At 67.1% G+C, this 18,164-nt stretch carries 15 protein-coding genes and 2 pseudogenes; 3 read left to right on the top strand and 14 right to left on the bottom strand.

Going from position 1 to position 18,164, the window contains the following annotated elements; genetic code table 11:
- Positions 1 to 260 precede the first annotated feature (260 nt).
- Positions 261 to 983, bottom strand: a complete 723-nt coding sequence (locus ABFX56_RS10750) for an ABC transporter ATP-binding protein (RefSeq protein WP_346233322.1) — start codon at positions 981 to 983, stop codon at positions 261 to 263.
- Complete coding sequence (locus ABFX56_RS16305; RefSeq protein WP_428834438.1) at positions 980 to 1,201, bottom strand: ABC transporter ATP-binding protein C-terminal domain-containing protein; 222 nt, start codon at positions 1,199 to 1,201, stop codon at positions 980 to 982. The genes ABFX56_RS10750 and ABFX56_RS16305 overlap by 4 nt, the downstream gene beginning before the upstream one ends.
- A gap of 12 nt (positions 1,202 to 1,213) precedes the next feature.
- On the opposite strand from ABFX56_RS16305, the pseudogene ABFX56_RS16300 reads away from it, so the two are divergent.
- Positions 1,214 to 1,336 (top strand): annotated as a pseudogene (locus ABFX56_RS16300) (hypothetical protein); the annotation flags it as partial.
- A 27-nt stretch (positions 1,337 to 1,363) separates the two neighbouring features.
- Here ABFX56_RS16300 and ABFX56_RS10745 read toward each other — a convergent pair.
- From ABFX56_RS10745 to ABFX56_RS10730, 4 genes and pseudogenes are all read right to left on the bottom strand, one after another.
- Positions 1,364 to 2,674, bottom strand: a pseudogene (locus ABFX56_RS10745) (ABC transporter permease subunit); the annotation flags it as partial.
- A gap of 64 nt (positions 2,675 to 2,738) precedes the next feature.
- On the bottom strand, positions 2,739 to 3,614 hold the full coding sequence (locus tag ABFX56_RS10740) for a branched-chain amino acid ABC transporter permease (RefSeq protein ID WP_346233320.1): 876 nt from the start codon (positions 3,612 to 3,614) through the stop codon (positions 2,739 to 2,741).
- A gap of 88 nt (positions 3,615 to 3,702) precedes the next feature.
- A complete protein-coding gene (locus ABFX56_RS10735; RefSeq protein WP_346233319.1) occupies positions 3,703 to 4,884 on the bottom strand; it encodes an ABC transporter substrate-binding protein in 1,182 nt (393 codons plus the stop codon).
- 203 nt (positions 4,885 to 5,087) lie between these two features.
- Complete coding sequence (locus ABFX56_RS10730) at positions 5,088 to 6,317, bottom strand: NADP-dependent isocitrate dehydrogenase (protein ID WP_346233318.1); 1,230 nt, start codon at positions 6,315 to 6,317, stop codon at positions 5,088 to 5,090.
- A gap of 148 nt (positions 6,318 to 6,465) precedes the next feature.
- Here ABFX56_RS10730 and ABFX56_RS10725 point away from each other — a divergent pair, with 148 nt between their 5' ends.
- Positions 6,466 to 6,918: a GNAT family N-acetyltransferase gene (locus ABFX56_RS10725; RefSeq protein ID WP_346233317.1), complete on the top strand. Its 453-nt coding sequence runs from the start codon at positions 6,466 to 6,468 to the stop codon at positions 6,916 to 6,918.
- 9 nt (positions 6,919 to 6,927) lie between these two features.
- Positions 6,928 to 7,245: an MGMT family protein gene (locus ABFX56_RS10720; RefSeq protein ID WP_346233316.1), complete on the top strand. Its 318-nt coding sequence runs from the start codon at positions 6,928 to 6,930 to the stop codon at positions 7,243 to 7,245.
- A 192-nt stretch (positions 7,246 to 7,437) separates the two neighbouring features.
- Here ABFX56_RS10720 and ABFX56_RS10715 read toward each other — a convergent pair whose 3' ends face one another.
- The 8 genes from ABFX56_RS10715 to purN all read right to left on the bottom strand — a co-directional run bounded on the left by ABFX56_RS10715 (position 7,438) and on the right by purN (position 18,156).
- Positions 7,438 to 9,243 (bottom strand): ABC transporter ATP-binding protein, encoded by a 1,806-nt coding sequence (locus ABFX56_RS10715; protein ID WP_346233315.1) that lies wholly within the window; start codon positions 9,241 to 9,243, stop codon positions 7,438 to 7,440.
- Entirely contained in the window at positions 9,240 to 10,958 is a 1,719-nt protein-coding gene (locus ABFX56_RS10710) for an ABC transporter ATP-binding protein (protein ID WP_346233508.1), read from the bottom strand. Before ABFX56_RS10710 ends, ABFX56_RS10715 begins: the two co-directional genes overlap by 4 nt.
- A gap of 488 nt (positions 10,959 to 11,446) precedes the next feature.
- Positions 11,447 to 12,280 (bottom strand): ATP-binding cassette domain-containing protein, encoded by an 834-nt coding sequence (locus ABFX56_RS10705; RefSeq protein WP_346233314.1) that lies wholly within the window; start codon positions 12,278 to 12,280, stop codon positions 11,447 to 11,449.
- 2 nt (positions 12,281 to 12,282) lie between these two features.
- A complete protein-coding gene (locus ABFX56_RS10700) occupies positions 12,283 to 13,320 on the bottom strand; it encodes an ABC transporter permease (protein ID WP_346233313.1) in 1,038 nt (345 codons plus the stop codon).
- A 20-nt stretch (positions 13,321 to 13,340) separates the two neighbouring features.
- Positions 13,341 to 14,426, bottom strand: a complete 1,086-nt coding sequence (locus tag ABFX56_RS10695) for a substrate-binding domain-containing protein (RefSeq protein WP_346233507.1) — start codon at positions 14,424 to 14,426, stop codon at positions 13,341 to 13,343.
- 217 nt (positions 14,427 to 14,643) lie between these two features.
- Positions 14,644 to 15,873 (bottom strand): dimethylargininase, encoded by a 1,230-nt coding sequence (ddaH, locus tag ABFX56_RS10690; RefSeq protein WP_346233312.1) that lies wholly within the window; start codon positions 15,871 to 15,873, stop codon positions 14,644 to 14,646.
- 118 nt (positions 15,874 to 15,991) lie between these two features.
- Positions 15,992 to 17,566 (bottom strand): bifunctional phosphoribosylaminoimidazolecarboxamide formyltransferase/IMP cyclohydrolase, encoded by a 1,575-nt coding sequence (gene purH / locus ABFX56_RS10685; RefSeq protein WP_346233311.1) that lies wholly within the window; start codon positions 17,564 to 17,566, stop codon positions 15,992 to 15,994.
- Positions 17,563 to 18,156 (bottom strand): phosphoribosylglycinamide formyltransferase, encoded by a 594-nt coding sequence (purN, locus tag ABFX56_RS10680; RefSeq protein ID WP_346233310.1) that lies wholly within the window; start codon positions 18,154 to 18,156, stop codon positions 17,563 to 17,565. The genes purH and purN overlap by 4 nt, the downstream gene beginning before the upstream one ends.
- Positions 18,157 to 18,164 lie beyond the last annotated feature (8 nt).

Raw genomic sequence — 18,164 nt, 5'->3', positions numbered from 1 at the left:
CCCATCCTCCCCCAGCCTGAAGCATCCACACAACTGCCGCAGAGGCCGACCCGGCGGTGTCCGCGCCGGCCCGACCGACCCGTTTCACGGAGTTTCTGACCGGGAACCCCGGATTGCCCGGTGGGCAGGCACTCGAATGTCAGTTTCTCCTTGAAACGGGCTCAAGGGGCTGTAGGTGGGGTACCGGTGACTTGCGCCGTGTGCACCTTCCCGCGCCCTGGGAAGGAGCACAGGGTGCAAGTCACGGATGCGAGCGCCAACTACTCCAGGCCGAGGTAGGCCTCGATCACCTTTTCGTCGGCGAGCAGGTCGGCGGCCGGGCCGGAATGGGTGATCTCGCCGGTCTCCAGCACGTAGCCGTAATCGGCGGCGGCCAGCGCTCGCCTGGCGTTCTGCTCCACGAGCACCACGGTGGTTCCGGTGGCACGGATCTGCTCGATCACGGCGAACACCTCGTCCACGATCTTCGGCGCCAAACCCATGGACGGCTCGTCGAGCAGCAGCACCGCTGGCTCGGCAATGAGGGCACGCGCGATGGCGAGCATCTGCTGCTCGCCGCCGGACAGGGCGCCGGCCTGCAGGGTGCGCCGCTGCCCGAGCACCGGGAACCGTTCGTACATGGCGGCCACGTTGCGGGCCAGGGTATGCCCACGGTGCCAGCCGCCCAGGGAGAGGTTCTCGGCCACGGTGAGGGTCGCCAGGATCTGCCGGCCCTCCGGCACCTGCACCAGTCCCGCCTTCACCATCTTGTGCGACGGCCACTTCGTGACGTCCTCGCCGCGGAATCGGATGGCGCCGCGGCGCGGTCGCAGCAGGCCGGAGACTGCGTTCAAGATGGAGGTCTTGCCCGCCCCGTTGGCGCCGACGAGCGTGACCAGGGAGCCGGCGGGCACCTGGAAGGAAACGTTCCGCACCGCGTCCACGCGGCCGTAGTTCACCTGCAGCCCCTCGACCGCGAGGATCGGCTCGCCGTCTTGGCTCATCGGTCCGCCTCCGGTTGGTCGCGCACGGTTTCCGCCGCGTCGAGGGTCGCGGTGAGGTCGGCGACCGCGCGTTCGGCCGCTTCCTCGCCCGGCCCGGTGGCCGCCGCGCCGAGGTACGCCTCGAGCACGGCGGGGTCCCGGGCGATGTCGGCCGGTTGCCCACTGGCGATCGCCTCGCCGAAGTTGAGCACGATGATCCGGTCGCAGGTCTCCAGCATCATCCGCACGTTGTGTTCGATGACCAGGATGCCGATGCCGTCGGTGGCGAGAGATCGGATCAGTTCGGAGAGTTTGCCGGCCTCGACCCGGTTCATGCCCGCGGCGGGTTCATCGAGCACGAGGAGCGACGGATGCGACGCCAGGGCCCGCGCAATCTCCAGGCGGCGCTGGTCGCCGTAGGACAGGTCGCCTGCCGGGGTCGCGGCGTGGTCGGCCAGGCCGACCCGCCGCAGTTGCGCGGAGGCCATCGCGAGAGCGCTGCGCTCGTCCCGCCGGGCGGAGGGCAGGAAGATCAGTCGCCGGACCGTGGTGCCCCGGGAGACCCGGTAGCCACCGACGAGCACGTTCTCCAGCGCCGACAGCCTGCTGAACAGTTTGATCTGCTGGAACGTGCGGGCCACTCCGCGTCCGGCGAGCACGTGTGGCTTCACGCGCGCGGTGAGGGAGGTGCCGAGCACTTCTCCGGCACCGGTCGTCGGGCGGGTCAGCCCGGTGACCATGTTCACCAGGGTGGTCTTGCCCGCTCCGTTCGGGCCGATTAATCCGAGCACTTCGCCGGCCCCGAGTTCGAGGCTCACATCGTGCACGGCGCGTACCCCGCCGTAGGCCTTGCCGAGCCCGGTCAGGGTGATCAGCCGGGTGCCGTGCGGCGGCAGTGCCGGCAGCTGCGGCATCGCTGCCGGGTCGGTGATGAGCTTGTTCGCCGACTTGCGGCGCGGGATAAGTCCGGACAGGCCGCCGGGCAGGAACAGGATGACGGCCAGCAGCAGCACGCCGGAGATCATCGGCCGGATCCAGCTCGCGTCAATGCCGACGGTGCGCTGCAGTTCCGGCAGCACGGTGAGGAAGGCCGCACCGAGCACCGGCCCGATGAACAGCACCACGCCGCCGACCACGGCCATCACCAGGCCGTCCACTGCCGCGGTGAACGAGAACTCGTTGGGGTCGGCGAACCGGGTGAAGTAGCTGAACAACACCCCGTACAGTCCGGCGATCGCGCCGGCGAGGATGAAGGACATCATCCGGTGCCAGGCGACGTTGATGCCCATCGAGCTGGCGGCGAGTTCGTCCTCGCGGATCGCGTCGAAGGCCCGGCCGAGCCGGGATCCCGACAGCCGCCAGAAGCAGAACGCGACGACGGCCAGCGCGATCCAGGCGATCTCTGGTCCCACCAGTTTGGGGAAGGACAGTCCCTGTGCACCGTGTGTCCAGGTCTGGTTGATCAGAAAGATCCGCACCATCTCGGCGAACGCGAGCGTGGCGATGGCGAGAAACACGCCGCGCAATCGCATCAGCGGCAGTCCGAGGATGAAGGCGGCGAGCATCCCGACCACCACCCCGAACACGATCCCGACCACCAGTGGCGGAACAAACCCGAACAGCGGGTCATCCGGCACCACCAGGGTGGAGGTGAACGCGGCGAGCGAGGCGATGCCCAGTTGGGCGAGGCTGAGCTGGCCGGCCAGCAGCACGGCGTAGAAGCTGTAGGCGAGGATCGCGGCGAGGGCGATCAGCGTGATCAGGGAGGATGACACGTCACACCTCCCGGATCTTCTTGGCGCCGAACAGGCCCTGCGGGCGGACCACCAGGATCAGGAACAGCAGCCCGAAGGCGACCATGTCCCGCCAGGAGGTTCCGACGTAGTTGACCGCGAACACTTCGGCGAGCCCGAGCGCCAGGCCGCCCACGACGGCGCCGGGCAGCGAGCCCAGGCCGCCGACGATGATGACGGCCAGCCCCTTGAGCTCGACGGCGTGGCCGATGCCCAGTTGCGCGGTGTTGACGTTGAGGGTGAACAACACGCCGGCGGCGGCGCCCAGCGCGGAGGAGATCGCGAAGGTGAGCGAGCTGACCCGGTTCACGTTGATGCCCAGCACCGCGGCGGCGTGGGCGTTCTCGGAGATGGCCCGCATGCCGCGACCGATTTTGGACTGGGCGACCAGCCAGGTGAGCAGAACCATCAAGCCGACGCTGATGATGAGGATGAGCAGCTGCAGCACGGACACGCTCGCGCCGAGGAATTCGAAGCGCGACTTGGGGAAGACATCCGGCTCGAACCGCCGGGTGTCCGCACCGTACCTGGCCTGCAACAGGGCGATGAAGATGGCGCCGAGCGCGATGGAGGAGATCAGCCCGGCGAAGTGCGCGTCGTGCCTGCCCTCCAGCGGACGGAACGCGACCCGTTCGATGATCAGACCGAGGATCGCACCGACGGCCATGACGATCGGCACGGCCGCCCAGATCGAGATGCCGGTCCTGGTCACCACTTCGATGCCGACCAGGGCGCCGGCGGAGAACACCGCTGCGTGCGCCAGGTTGAGCCGGTCCAACACCCCGAAGACGAGGGTGTAGCCGACGGCGAACAGGGCATAGATCGACCCGAGGAAGATCCCGTCCATCAGCTGTTGCATAGTGTGTCCCCCAACCGCCGCCGTGCGCCGCCCGTTGTCACGGACGACGCACAGCATGCGGTCGCTGGTATTGCCACCAGGTGGTGGGCTACTTCAGGATGGTGAACTTGCCGTCCTTGATCACCTGGACGAGCGCTTCTTGCACGGCGTCCCGGTTCTTGTCGATGCTCATGTCGCCAAGCACCGTCGGGAGGTCCTTGACCTTGGACAGGTTCGTCTTGATGGCCTCACGCTCGCCGGAGCATCCGAGGCGCACGGCCTCGTCGATGACCTGCATGCCCGCGTAGGCCTGCGCCGCGAACTGGTCGGGGGCGGCGTTGTACTTCGCCTGGTAGTCCTTCAAGAACTGCTGGTTCTGCTCGTTCTCGGAGGCCGAGTTCCACGCGGCACCGACGATGACGCCTTCCGCTGCCGCTCCGGCACCCTTGATCAGGGCCGGGGAGTTGAATCCGTTGCCGCCGACGATCGGGACATCGATGCCGAGCTCGCGGGCTTGGGTGACCAGCGGGACGGCGGCGTCGAGCAGGGCCGAGACGATGATCGCGTCGGGCTTCGCGTTCTTCACCTGGTCGAGCAGGGCGTGAAAGTCGGTGTCGGCTTTGGAGAACTTGACGGTGTTGATGATCTTCACGCCGTTATCGTCCAGCGCCGCCTTCATGGCCTCGTAGCCCGAGGTGGTGAACGCGTCATCGTTGCTGTACATCACGACGACGTTCTTCAGGTCGTGCGCCTTGACGGCGGCCTTGATGGTTTGCGGGATGACGGCACCCTCGGTGAGCGAGTCACGGAAGACGTAGTCACCGAGCGCGGTGACTCCCTCTGCGGTGTTGGAAACACCGAGCACCGGAGTCTTGCCATCCTGGGCGACCGGATCGGTCTGCATCGCGGTGTTGGAGAGGGTCGGGCCGACGATGATGCTGGCGCCGTTCTCAACGAACTGCTCGAACAACTGGATGCCCTGCTTGGGGTCGGTCTGGTCGTCCTCGACGGTGAGCTTGTACTTCACCGTTCCGGCCTTGTTCAGGTTGTCGACGGCGAGTTCGAGGGCGTTCTTCTGGCCGGCTCCGTACTGGGCGGCAGCGCCAGTGAGGCTGAACGCGGCGGAGACAGGAACCTCTTCGCTGATGGTGCACTGGTCACCGGTGCCGGTGCCGGTCAGTCCGCCGGCCTTGGTGTCAGCGTTGTCGGTCCCGGCGGTGCCGCTGCAGGCAGCCAGGACGAGGAGCAGGGCCGATGCACCGGCACCGGCCAAAAGGATATTGCGACGCATAGATCTCCTTGATGGGGAAGGGTTCGAAGCGAACCTGAACTTCGGCTGTGGTGATATCGGTCGCATCGCGGATCTGCACGGCCTGCGTCGGTGGGCCCTGGTCGGCCACGGCGAGCCGGCCGCGCACGGCGGCCAGCGGTATCGCCACCCATCATACCGGCTGGGCTGCTCCGCTCCCGCGGTGCTGCCGGCCGGAAACCCGGCTACGCGAGACGGCCGGCGAGGTTCTCGGCCAAGGCGCCGAGGAACTCCTCGGTGGTGAGGTACGCCTGGTCGGCACCGATGAGCAAGGCGAGGTCCTTCGTCATCTTGCCGGATTCGACGGTGGTGATGACGACATCCTCGAGCGTGCGTGCGAAGTCGATGAGTTCCTGGTTGCCGTCGAGCTTGCCGCGGTGGGCCAGCGCCCGGGTCCAGGCGTAGATGGACGCGATCGGGTTGGTGCTGGTGGGCTTGCCCGCCTGGTGCTGGCGGAAGTGCCGGGTCACCGTGCCGTGCGCCGCTTCGGCCTCGACGATCTTGCCGTCCGGGGTGGTGAGCACGCTGGTCATCAGGCCCAGCGAGCCGAAGCCCTGGGCGACGGTGTCGGACTGCACGTCGCCGTCGTAGTTCTTGCAGGCCCAGACATAGCCGCCCTGCCACTTGAGCGAGGCCGCCACCATGTCGTCGATGAGTCGGTGCTCGTAGGTGAGCCCGGCGGCGGCGTACTTGTCCTTGAACTCGTTCTCGAACACCTCGGCGAAGAGGTCCTTGAACCGGCCGTCGTAGGCCTTGAGGATCGTGTTCTTGGTGGAGAGGTAGACCGGGTAGCCGCGCTCGAGCCCGTAGTTGAGGCTGGAGCGGGCGAAGTCGCGGATCGAGGCATCCAGGTTGTACATCGCCATGGCCACGCCGCCACCGGGGGCGTCGAAGACATGGAACGACTGGGCTTCGTGCTTTTCGCCGTTCGGTCCGTCCTGCGGTTGGAAGCTGATGGTCAGTGTGCCGGGGCCGTCGAAGACGAAGTCGGTGGCCTTGTACTGGTCGCCGAAGGCGTGACGGCCGATGATGATGGGCTTGTTCCAGCCGGGCACCAGGCGCGGGACGTTGGAGATGATGATCGGCTCGCGGAAGATCGTGCCCCCGAGGATGTTGCGGATAGTGCCGTTGGGCGACTTCCACATCTTCTTGAGGCCGAATTCCTCCACGCGCGCCTCGTCCGGGGTGATCGTCGCGCATTTCACGCCGACGCCGTGCTTCTGGATGGCGTGGGCCGCGTCAATCGTGATCTGGTCGTTCGTCTCGTCGCGCTTCTGGATCGACAGGTCGTAATAGTCGAGGTTGATGTCCAGGTACGGCAGCAGGAGCGTGTCCTTGATGGCGTGCCAGATGACGCGGGTCATCTCGTCGCCGTCGATCTCGACGACTGTTCCCGCTACCTTAATCTTCGACAACTGCTTCTCCCTCGTCACTGTTCGTCGCCGTTCGGCGACGGTCTTCTGGCGCCCGATTAGACCATCCGTTATCTTACAGGCTCGACGCAAGTATCTTGACATCAAGATATCTCTGCACCGGACGCGCACGGAGAGATAGCCTGTGTCCATGGGTGAGTTGAGACTGGAAGAGCTGTCGGCAACCAACATCGTTGCGGCGAATTCGCTGAGCTTGAAGCCCGGGCAGGAACAGTTCGTCGCCCCCGTCTCGCACTCGATCGCGGAAGCGTATGTGAATCCGCTTACCTCCTGGCCTCGAGTTGTGCTCGACGACGACAGCGTCGTCGGCTTCGTGATGGGCAATTTCGACCCGGATGCGCAGGACGAGGAGTTCCGTAGCTGCATCTGGCGGCTCAACGTGGCCGCGGAGGCGCAGGGTCGCGGCGTCGGCAAGTTCGCAGCCCATGCCGTGGCCGCCGAGGCCCGTCGGCGCGGTTTCAACCGGCTTACCGTGGTCTGGGAGCCAGGCGAGGAAGGTCCGGAAGGGTTCTTCCTCGAGATCGGGTTCAAGCCCATCGGGCAAACCCAGTACGGCGACAACATCGGCGCGATGGATCTGTAGCCGACGGCCATGGCGCATCCGGTTTCGCCGGGCGAGGATTTCGCCTCCCGGGTTCTGGCGGTCGTCGAATCGATCCCGCCGAGCAAGGTGATGACTTATGGCGACATCGCGGCCGCCATCGGTTCGCGGGCGCCACGAGCGGTGGGCCAGGTGATGGCGTACTACGGCAGTGACGTGCCGTGGTGGCGGGTGATCCGCGCCGGCGGGCATCCGCCGCTCTGCCACGATGAGCAGGCGCTGGCCCACTACGAAGCCGAGGGCACGCCGCTCGCCCCCACGGCATCCGGCTACCGCATCGACCTACGTCTGGCCCGCTACCGCCCCTAGCCCGCCGGTCCCCGCCCAGCCGCTTCGACCAGGTCCCACCTCGGCTGCTTCGACCAGGTCCCACCCCAGCTGCTTTGACCAGGTCCCGCCCGCCCCGTCGCCTGCCTGTGCCCGTCTCACGGAGAATCTGTAGATCCGGCAACCGGGCACAGGGATGTAGCGGGTTGCCGGACAAAAAGTCCTTGAAACGGGTCAGACCAGGGAGTCACGCCAGGCGGCGTGCAGCTTCGAGAAGCGGCCGGTGCCGGCGATCAGGTGGGCGGGGGTGCCGTCCTCCACGATCCGGCCGTGTTCCATCACGAGCACCCGGTCGGCGATGGCCACCGTCGACAACCGGTGCGCGATGATGATCGCGGTGCGGTCGGCGAGCAGCGTCTGCAGTCCCCGCTGCACGAGGCGCTCGCTCGGGATATCCAGGGACGCTGTCGCCTCGTCCAGGATCAGGACGACCGGGTCGGCCAGGAACGCCCGCGCGAACGAGATGAGCTGACGCTGGCCGGCCGAGACCCGCCCGCCGCGCTTGTTCACATCCGTGTCATAGCCGTTCGGCAGCGCGGAGATGAACTCGTGCGCGCCGACCGCCTTCGCCGCCGCGACGATCTCCTCCCGGCTCGCCTCCGGTTTGCCGAGCGCGATGTTGTCGGCGACCGAGCCGGAGAACAGGTACGCCTCCTGGGTGACCATGACGATCGCCCGGCGCAGGTCCTTGGGATGCAGCCTGCGCAAGTCCACACCGTCCAGCGACACCGTGCCCTCGGACGGGTCATAGAACCGCGAGACGAGTTTGGCCAGGGTGGACTTGCCCGCCCCGGTCGAGCCGACCAGCGCGATCGTCTGTCCCGCCGGCAGCTCCAGGCTGAACTTCGGGAGCACGACCCGGCCGGCGGCGTAGGCGAACTCGACGCCGTCGAATGTCACCGATCCTTTGGCCTGCCACAGGTCGATCGGACGGGTCGGGTCCGGCACGCTCGGCTGCTCCTCGAGCACGCCGGAGATCTTCTCCAGCGCGGCCGCGGCCGACTGGTACGAGTTGTAGAACATGGCCATTTCCTCCGCCGGAGCGAAGAACTGGCGCGTGTACAGCAGCGTCGCGAGCAGCACGCCAATCGCCAGCGACCCGCCGGCCACCCGCAGCCCGCCGACCAGCAGCACGACCGCGAGGGTGATGTTGCCGATCAGGATCAGGCCGGGATCGAAGTAGCCGAACAGCTGGATGACGCGGTTGTTGACATCCCGGTAGTCCTCGACCAGGGCGCCGAACTCGCCCTCGTTGCGCTTCTCCTTGCGGAACGCCTTCACCGCCCGGATGCCGGTCATCGTCTCCACGAAGTGCACGATGACCTTCGCCGAGGCGACCCGCGACTGCCGGAACAGCCTCTGCGAGCGCACCTGGAACCAACGGAACAGGAACGCCAACGGCACCAGCGACCCGAAAAGCACCAGTCCGCCGATCGGATCCAGCGTGACCAGCGCGACCGCGATGAACACCATGTACAGCCCGCCCTGCACGAGTTGGTTGATGCCCTCGTCGAGCAGTTCCCGGATCGAATCCAGGTCGCTGGTCTGCCGGGAGATGATGCGCCCCGAGGTGTAGGTCTCGTGGAACTGCAGCGACAGCTTCTGCGTCTTCAGGAACACCCGCTTGCGCAGATCGATGAGGATAGCCTGGCTGATCCGCGCGCTGAGCACGGTGTACCAGGCGATGAGGACGGCGCCGACGACTCCCGTGGTGAGGTACGCGCCGACCGCCACGGCCAGCGGCAGCCAATCCGCGTTCAGCAGCGCGGGCAGCCCGGCGTCGATCCCGTAGGCGATCAGCGCGGGCCCGGCGACCTGGGCCGCGGTGCTGGCGACCACCACGACGATGGTCAGCGCCACCCGCATCCGCAGCGGCTTCAGCAGCGAGCCGAGCAGCCGCACCGAGCGGTCCCGGATGAGCCGGCTCTCCGCCGTGGTGAAGTCGTCGCGCTCCTCGCCTTCGACTCCCAGCACGCTCATGCCCCCACCTCCGTCCGATCGCTGTCCGTTTCGTCGTCGAGGCTGGAGATGACGAACCGGTAGTGCTCGTTCGCGGCGAGCAGGTCGTGGTGCCGGCCGACCGCGGTGATCCGTCCGGCTTCAAGCAGCGCCACCCGGTCGGCGAGCATGACGGTGGAGGGCCGGTGTGCGACGATCAGCGCGGTGGTGGATGCCAGGACCCGCCGCAGCGCCGCCTCGACCAGCGCCTCGGTGTCGACGTCCAGCGCCGACAGCGGGTCGTCGAGCACAAGAACCGACGGTTTCGCGGCGATCGCCCGGGCCAGGGCGAGTCGCTGGCGCTGCCCGCCGGACAGGCTCAGGCCTTCCTCGCCGACCATGGTGTCGAGACCCACGGGCAGTTGGTAGACGAAGCCGGCCTGGGCGATGTCCAGCGCCTCCGCCAGTTCCGCCTCGGTGCCGCCGGGCCGGCCGAGCATGACGTTGTCGCGCACGGAGGCGGAGAACAGGATGGCATCCTCGAACGCCATGGCGATGTGGCGGCGCAGCTCGGTGTGCCGAAGGTCCCGGATGTCGATGCCGTCGAGCAGGATCGCCCCGCCGGTGACGTCGTACAGCCGGGTGGTGAGCGCAGTGAGGGTCGACTTGCCCGACCCGGTGAGGCCGACCAGTGCCATGGTCTCCCCCGGCACCAGTTCGAGGTCGATGCCGTTCAGGAGGTCGCCGTAACGCTCGGGCGAATCCTGGTACCGGAAGTGCACGTCGCAGAAGGCGAGGGCGCCGCGCGGGCTGTGAATCGTCTTCGGCTGGTCCGGGTCGGTGACGGTGACCGGCGCATCGAGCACCTCGAAGAACCGATCCGCCGCGGTGCGGGTGTCGTAGGTCATCGACAGCAGGAAGCCGATCGACTCGACCGGGAACCGCAGCACCATCGCGGTGGCGAAGAACATCACCAGCTCGCCGATCGTGATCGCCCCGGCCGACGCCATCCACACCCCGCCGAGCAGGCACAGCGCAAACGTCACATCCGGGACCAGCAGCAGCCACAGCCAGATGCCGGCGATCGCCTTGGCCTTCTCGATCTCGATGCCGCGCAGGTGCTCCGCCTGGCGGGAGAAGTTCTTCATCGCGTAACCGCCGCGGCCGAAGGCCTTGAGCACCCGGATGCCGTGCACGGACTCCTCGACCGTGGTGGCGAGGTCGCCGACCTGGTCCTGGCTGAGCCGAGCCACCGACGAGTAGCGCTTCTCGAACGCGTAGCCGTAGATCCACAGCGGGATCGAGCAGACGACAAAGACGAGGCCCAGCACCCAGTTGATGCTGGCCAGAATCGCGACCCCGGCGATGATGGTGACCGCGTTGACGACGAGCAGGACGATCCCGAATGAGAACCAGCGGCGGATGAGGTTGAGGTCACCGATCGCCCGGGACAGCAGTTGTCCGCTGGGCCAACGGTCGTGGAAGCTCACCGGCAGCGCCTGGAGGTGCTCGTAGATGCTGTTCCGCATCCGCGCCTCGATCCGGGTGCCCGGCGTGAGCACCAGCCACCGGCGCAGCGCGATCATCACCGCCTCCAGCACGCCCAGGGCGAGGACGATGCCGACCGGCCACCAGATCTCGCTCGAGTCGCCGTCTTTCAGGGGACCGTCGATCAGGGCACGCAGCACCTGCGGGATGGCAAGGGCCACCAGCGCCGCGAGCAACGCGGCGACCATGCCCTGGTAGATGCGCGGCATCGCCGGACGGGCATAGGGGTAGACCCGCAGGATGGAGGCGAACGTACTGGATCTTTTGCCGGTGTGGGCAGTTGACACGTGGATTCCTTGAAACTTGCGGTCGGCGTGAACCGACTTAACCCGATGGCGTTGAGGTGGTGGCGGGAACTTCCCGGCGGTTACCGCGGCCCGGCGAAGCGGACGGCGGCGCCGGTGGCGGACACGGCAGCGATGGCACGGCTCGGCTTCATCACGACGTCCTCCTCAGCACAGATTCCTCGGGGCGCCTCCACAGGAGTCAGCCACGGCATCCGGATCGGCGCGGTCGCGTCCGCGAGGCGCCCCCGGGCAGCTTTACAGGCTATACCCGAGCATTCCACTGTGCAACCAAGAAGCGTGCAACCAAAAAGCGTGCAACCATCACGCGGGCAACCATCACGCGGGCAACCATCACGCGGGCAACCATCACGCGGGCAACCATCACGCGGGGAAACTGACGCTGGGAACGGTCATCCGCGGCGGAGCTCGTCGAGCAACTGCCCACGAGTGCCCGCGAGCCGTCCGCCGCGCCGGTATTCGTTGGCCACCAGGTCCAGCAGTTCCTCCGCCGAGGTCTCGGTGGTCTTTTTGTCGAGCACGATTTCGCCGTGCTGAAGCAGGTTGACCCGATCACAGACATCCAGCACCTGGGTGTAGTTGTGGGCGATGAGGATGATCGACACGTCGCCGCGCTCGCGCAGCATCGAGATGAGATCGAGGATGATCGCGCCCTCCTTCGCCCCCATCGCCGCGAGCGGCTCGTCCAGCAGCAGGATCCGCGAGTTCGAATACACCGATCGGGCCACGGCGATGGCCTGGCGCTGGCCGCCGGAGAGGTTGGCGACCTCGTCGTTGACGGATGAGATGCCGATTCCTATGTCGTCCAGGTAGCGCCGCGAATTGCGCTGCATCAGCGACCGACGCAGAAATGGCCCAAAACGCGGTTCCTTGTTCAGGTGCAGGTTCATATACACCGGCAGCGTGTTGATCAACGCCAGGTCCTGGAACACCGTCTCGATCCCGTGCGCGCGGGCATCCGCCACCCCGGTGAGCCTGGTTGCCACCCCGTCGATCAGGAGTTCGCCCTGGGTGGGCTGATGGAAGCCGTTGAGGATCTTGATCAGGGTGGACTTGCCGGCGCCGTTGTCCCCGATCAGGCCGAGCACCTCGCCCTTGCCCACCCGCAGGCTGACCCGTTCAAGAGCGGTCACCGACCCGAACCTCTTGCTGACGTTGCGGGCCTCGATGGCCGGCGGCGCCGGCCGCGGTTCGTCCTGCACCCGGTCGCTCGCGACATCTGCCATGGTCAGGCCTCCTTGGCTCGGGCTCTGAACCGGGCGAGATAGGTGTTGAGCGTCATGGCGAGCAGGATGGCGACGCCCTCGACGATCACGAACGTGGTCGCGCTGATCCCTTGGATGTTGAACCCGTCCTGCAACACGGCCAACAGCAGGGCGCCGAGGGCGGCGCCGATGACGGTTCCTGAGCCGCCGAGCAGGGCCGTGCCGCCGATGACGGATGCCGCGATGGCGGTGAACATGAGGTTGTTGCCGCCCGCGTTCGGGTCGAACGACTTCGCGATGTTCGTTCCGTCCAGGATGCCGGCCAGCCCGGCGAACACGGCCGTGATGACGAAGGCCCGAGTCTTGATCTGCCGCACCTTGATCCCGGCCTCGGCCGCACCGAGGAGATTCGCCCCGGTCGCAATGGTGTGCGCTCCCCAGCGGGTCTGGGTGAGTACCACCTGCATGACCAGCACGATCACCACCGTCCAGATCAGCTCAGACCAGATCCACCCGCCGAACACGGTGGGGATGAAGCCGTCCTGCGGTGCCGGCAGCGGTGTGCTGCCGGCTATGGTCAACGAGATGCCGTGCAGCACGTACAGGGTGCCGAGCGTGGTGATGAAGGAGGGCAACCTCAGATACTGGGTCACCAGCCCGTTGAACACGCCGATGACCACGGCGATGGCCAGGCTGATGATCAGGCACAGCCACAGCGGCAGACCCTCGCCGTTCTCACCGTTCAGGGTCACCATGATCACGGGCACCAGCGCGAACGTCATGCCCGCGGAGAGGTCGATTTCGCCGCAGATCAGCAGGTACGTCTCCCCTGCCGCGATCAGCGCCGCCGCGCTGAAGAAGTTCGCGATGTTCTGAAAGTTCCCGGCCGTGAAGAAGGCCGGATTCGCCAGCCCGAAGTACACGATCAGGGCGATGTCCACCACGAGTACTGACAACTCGCGCACGCGGAGCACCCGCGTGCCGACCATGCCCATCCCATTCCGGGAGCGCGGTGGAGTCACCGGGCTCGAGTCCTTCTGTTCGGCTTCCCTCACCGCCATGTCGTCACCGTTTCACTTGTTCAGTGGATGTACAGCTGCTTGGTGGAGCTCCCCTCATAGCGGTTCGTCGTCTTCAAATACGGACTGACGTTGGACTTGTCCACGAACTTCAACCCGGTGTTCGTGGTCGGTGGGGCGACCAGGGTGCCGGACAGTTTGTACATGTACAGGTAGAGCGTCGGGAGCAGCCCCTGCAGGTACGCCGATTGATCGATGGTGAAGTCCAAGTTGCCCGACTGGATGGCGTTCTCGGTGGTGGTCAGCAGGTCGAAACCGCCGCCGTGGAACCCGTTGTCGGCGAGCTTGTACTTGGTCATCACGGCCGCCACCCCTGCGGTGCTTCCCGCGTCGACGGCAAACAGCCCCTTGACATCCTTGTTGCCGGTGTAGAACGAATCGATGGCCGTCTGCTCACCGCTTTGGTCCGCGCCGGTCGCGATCTGCTTGACGTTGTACGACTTTCCGGTGGCCTTCAGGGCGGCGACGGCGCCATCCGCACGAGGCTGGATGTTCAATGAGCCGGGGGTGGCTATGAAGATCGCGACATCGCCGCCATCCGGCATCAAAGTGGCGATCCTCTGACCCATCGCCTCCCCGGAGGCAAAGAGATCCTGCCCGATGTATGCCAGGCGCGGATTGGTGGGCACGTCCGCGTTGTAGGAGACCACCGGGATGCCGGCGTCCAGTGCTTTGGAGGTCGGCTCATCGAACGCCTTCGCATCGACGAGTGCCACCGCGATCCCGTCCACTCCTGCGGTGATCGCGGTGTTCATCGCGGTGACCATTTGCGAGACGTTCGAGGACTCGGATCCGGTCCATTGCGGTGTCGGCAGCCCGAGCAGCGCCGCAGCATCGGCCAGCCCGTACTGTGTGGCCTGGAAGAACGTGTTCGTCGTCACATGATTGACGAAGGTGAATTTGAACTTGGGCGTACTGGGAAAGTCGCCGGGGCCGCCGGCTTTCGAATCCGTCGAGGCGTTCGTCGTGCAGGCGGCCAGCGCCGCAGCGGACAGGCCGGCAAGGCCGGACAATCCGGCTCCGCGCAGCAAGTCGCGCCTGGAGACTGGGTTGCGCGCCATCGTCGGGCGCATGTTTGCGAGGACCATCACACAACCTCCTGATCAGGAGTCATGAGACACCTCGTGAAGCGCCGATGTCCCTGGACTCGTCATCTTCGGGTGTTACCGCTGCGCAGGTCGTTGAAGTCTGGCCGGTAGTGCTAGCACCTGGTGTGCATGGTAAGCACGTCGTTTTCGCACTGTCAACGGGTTCTGCGCAACACTTGCGCACCCAAATCGGCGCGGTCGAATCAGCGCATCCGAATCAGCGCACCCGCACCGAGAGGCAGGTGACGCAGCCCTCGAGCTTCTCGAACTCGCTGATGTCCACCGGAACGACGCGGTAGCCGAGGTCGGCGATCAGCGCGGCGCTGTTGGGGGCGGATGCCGCCATCAGCACCGTGTCGGGACCGAGCACCACCACGTGCGCTCCGGACTCCTCTGGCACGGCGAGGAAGCGGTCGAAGACGGCCGGGTCGTCCACGAGGGGCGGGTATCCGATCACGGTGCCGTCGGGCAGCGCGGTGACCGCACTCTTGAGGTGCAGCACTTTCGTCGTGGGGACAGCGACCACGGTGAACCCGAGCGGCGTGACGATGGCGCGCAGTTGGCGGATTCCTTCGGCATTGGTGCGGCCGCCACGGCCCACGTAGACGGTACGACCCACCTTGAGCACGTCACCGCCATCGAGGGTGCCCGGCAGTTCGATGCGGCGGATGCTCAGCCCGAGATCCCGCACGGCGTCCTCCACTGCGGCGGTCTCGCCGCGACGTGATTCGGCTCCCGGGCTGGTGATGACGGCGGTGTCGTCGAACATCACGACGGTGTCCTCGATGAAGACCGAGTCGGGGATGGCCGGCGCCGCGGTCACCTCTACCGGCTCCCAGCCGTTGTCGACCAGGGCCTGCAGATAGCCGTCCCACTGATCCTCGGCGAGGTCCGCGTCGATCGGGGTGCGCTCGATGTGGGTGACCTGCCCCTCGGCCAGGTTCGCCGCCGGTGCGCGCACCAGGGCCACGCGACCGGTCCCGGTCGCATCCGATTCCACGGAGGTTGCGGCGAGCGCGGACCACACGCGTCTGCCGATCGTGGCGGCGGCCACGGTGAACGCGACGATATAGACCAGGCTCGGGCCGAGCAGTGTGGCCAGCACCGGGCCGATCGTGGTCGCGTCGATCGGCGTCTGGCTCGTCACCAGCGTGACTACCGTGCCCAACAGTGATGCGATGGCCGCCACGACAATCGCGGCCGGGACGGCAATGTACCAGCGTCGCAGGCCGTCCAGGCCCGCGACGACGGCCAACAGGATGAAGGCGAACAGGGTGGCGACGAGGAAGTAGTCGCTGACCTGCCTGAGGCTTTCGGTGTTCGCCCCGCCGGCGACGAAGAACGCCAGTACCGTCGCCACATGCGCGATGGCGGCGGCGGTCGCGGCCGGCAGCAGTGCGGCCGTGACGCGACGCGCGAGCGGGAGGGTTCCAGAGGAAGAAGTCATGTCCTCGACACTATTGGATGCCGGCTGGGTACCCGGACCCGCGCCACCGAAGGTCCTTGGCCGGTCGAGCAGCGGCGGCGGCTCAGTGATAGTGGCGGGCTCAGTGGTAGTGGCGGGCTCAGTGGTAGAAGTGACGCTCGCCGGTGAGGTACATCGTCACTCCGGCGGCGGCCGCCGCGGCGATCACCTCCTCGTCACGGATGGAACCGCCGGGCTGTACCACCGCGCGCACGCCGGCATCCAGCAGCACCTGCAGGCCGTCGGCGAACGGGAAGAACGCATCCGAGGCGGCGACGCTGCCGTGCGCCCGGTCGCCGGCGCGGGTCACGGCCAGGTGGCAGGAATCGACGCGGTTGACCTGCCCCATGCCGACGCCGACGGAGGCGCCGTCGTGCGCGAGCAGGATGGCGTTGGACTTCACCGCACGCACCGCCCGCCACGCGAATTCCAGGTCCGCCAGGGTGGCGGCATCGACCGGCTGCCCAGCCGCGATGGTCCACTGGGACGCCGGCGCGAAATGAGTGTCCGGCTCCTGCACGAGCAGGCCGCCGGAGATCTGCTTGAACTCGCGCGGCTCGCGCGCGTAGCCGGCGGGCAGCTGCAGCAGGCGGATGTTCTTCTTCTGGGCGAGCAGTTCCAGCGCCTCCGGCTCGAAGCCGGGTGCCACGACAACCTCGGTGAAGATGTCCTTCACCGTCTGCGCCATCGCCAGGGTGACCGGCCGATTGGCCGCGATGACCCCGCCGAACGCGGAGACCGGGTCGCAGGCGTGCGCCTTGACGTGCGCGTCAGCGATGTCGGCGCCGACCGCGATCCCGCACGGGTTGGCGTGCTTGACGACGGCCACGGCGGGAGCGTCGAATTCGAAGGCGGCGCGCAAGGCGGCATCCGCGTCGACGTAATTGTTGTAAGACATTTCTTTGCCGTGCAGCACAGTGGCTTGCGCGATGCCGGCGCCCTCGCAGCGGTAGAGGGCGGCCGCCTGGTGGGCGTTCTCGCCGTAGCGCAGCTCGTGCGCCAGGTCATAGCGAGCCGCTACGGTCTTCGGGAAGCCGGCCTCCGCGTCCTCCGGTGTGCCGGAGGTGAACCACTCGGAGACGGCGGTGTCGTATCTTGCGGTGTGCGTGAAGGCCAGCGTCGCCAGTTCCCGGCGGAATGCCAGGCTCGTGCCGCCGGCGGCCACCGCGGCGATGAGCGCCGCATAGGACTCCGGGGAGGTGATGATCGCCACGTTGGCGAAGTTCTTCGCGGCCGAGCGCACCATGGCCGGGCCTCCGATGTCGATCTGCTCGATGATCGCGTCCGGCGCGGCCCCGGATGCGACGGTCTCGGCGAACGGATACAGGTTGCTGACCACCAGTTCGAACGGGGTGATCCCGAGCTCGGCAAGTTGCGCCTCGTGGCTGGCCAGGCGCAGGTCGGCCAGGATGCCGGCGTGCACCGACGGGTGCAGGGTCTTCACCCGGCCGTCCAGCGACTCCGGGAATCCGGTGATGTTGGACACGTCGGTCACCGGATGTCCGGCGTCGCGGATGCGGGCGGCGGTCGACCCCGTGGAGACGATCTCGACCCCTGCGGCGACCAGCGCCGCGGCCAGCTCGGTGAGGCCGGTCTTGTCGTAGACGGAGACGATGGCCCGGCGGATCGGGATGATGTCGCGGTCGCGACGCTCGGAGGTGGAAGTAGCGGTCATGCGCGAACGAGCTCCTTGAGATCGATGGTTCCGGTGGCGATGCCGAGCACGCTCTGCGCGAGCAGCTCCCGCTCGACGAGTTTGATGCGGTCGTGCAGCACAGCTTCGGTATCGTCCCGGAGGACCGGCACCCTGCGTCTTGCGACGATCGGTCCGCTGTCGACTCCGTTGTCGACGACGATGACGCTAGCTCCCGTGGCTTCTACACCCGCAGTGAGCGCATCCCGCACCGCATGCGCGCCAGGGAACTCGGGCAGGAAGGCAGGATGCGTGTTGATCAGGTGAGGCGACAGCGCCGCGACCACACGCGGCGGCAGCAACCGCATGAAGCCGCTGAGGATGACCAGGTCCGCCTCCCAGTGCTGCACTTGGTCCAGCAGCGCGTCGCCCCAGGATGCGCGGTCCGGGTAGTCGGCCGTGGCGCAGACAAAGGTGGGGATGCCGCGTGAGGTTGCGTGCGCGAGTCCGCTCGCCTGGCGGTCGGCACCGACCGCGACGATGCGAGCCGGAAAACCGTCGACTTCGGCGCGCTGGAGCAGTGCTTCGAGGTTCGAGCCGCCGCCGGAGATGAGCACGACGACAGAGAGCACCCTACAAG

Source organism: Parafrigoribacterium mesophilum (assembly GCF_039652555.1).
GTDB lineage: Bacteria > Actinomycetota > Actinomycetes > Actinomycetales > Microbacteriaceae > Parafrigoribacterium > Parafrigoribacterium mesophilum.
This window is presented reverse-complemented; position numbering and strand designations above follow the sequence as displayed.

What these genes read in the sequence shown, in the direction of transcription:
- ABFX56_RS10750 (WP_346233322.1), bottom strand. Translation starts at nt 983, where the DNA reads ATGAGCCAAGACGGCGAGCCGATCCTCGCGGTCGAGGGGCTGCAGGTG.
- ABFX56_RS16305 (WP_428834438.1), bottom strand. Translation starts at nt 1,201, where the DNA reads ATGCTGGAGACCTGCGACCGGATCATCGTGCTCAACTTCGGCGAGGCG.
- ABFX56_RS10740 (WP_346233320.1), bottom strand. Translation starts at nt 3,614, where the DNA reads ATGCAACAGCTGATGGACGGGATCTTCCTCGGGTCGATCTATGCCCTG.
- ABFX56_RS10735 (WP_346233319.1), bottom strand. Translation starts at nt 4,884, where the DNA reads ATGCGTCGCAATATCCTTTTGGCCGGTGCCGGTGCATCGGCCCTGCTC.
- ABFX56_RS10725 (WP_346233317.1), top strand. Translation starts at nt 6,466, where the DNA reads ATGGGTGAGTTGAGACTGGAAGAGCTGTCGGCAACCAACATCGTTGCG.
- ABFX56_RS10720 (WP_346233316.1), top strand. Translation starts at nt 6,928, where the DNA reads ATGGCGCATCCGGTTTCGCCGGGCGAGGATTTCGCCTCCCGGGTTCTG.
- ABFX56_RS10715 (WP_346233315.1), bottom strand. Translation starts at nt 9,243, where the DNA reads ATGAGCGTGCTGGGAGTCGAAGGCGAGGAGCGCGACGACTTCACCACG.
- ABFX56_RS10710 (WP_346233508.1), bottom strand. Translation starts at nt 10,958, where the DNA reads ATGCCGCGCATCTACCAGGGCATGGTCGCCGCGTTGCTCGCGGCGCTG.
- ABFX56_RS10705 (WP_346233314.1), bottom strand. Translation starts at nt 12,280, where the DNA reads ATGGCAGATGTCGCGAGCGACCGGGTGCAGGACGAACCGCGGCCGGCG.
- ABFX56_RS10700 (WP_346233313.1), bottom strand. Translation starts at nt 13,320, where the DNA reads ATGGCGGTGAGGGAAGCCGAACAGAAGGACTCGAGCCCGGTGACTCCA.
- ABFX56_RS10695 (WP_346233507.1), bottom strand. Translation starts at nt 14,426, where the DNA reads ATGGTCCTCGCAAACATGCGCCCGACGATGGCGCGCAACCCAGTCTCC.
- ddaH (WP_346233312.1), bottom strand. Translation starts at nt 15,873, where the DNA reads ATGACTTCTTCCTCTGGAACCCTCCCGCTCGCGCGTCGCGTCACGGCC.
- purH (WP_346233311.1), bottom strand. Translation starts at nt 17,566, where the DNA reads ATGACCGCTACTTCCACCTCCGAGCGTCGCGACCGCGACATCATCCCG.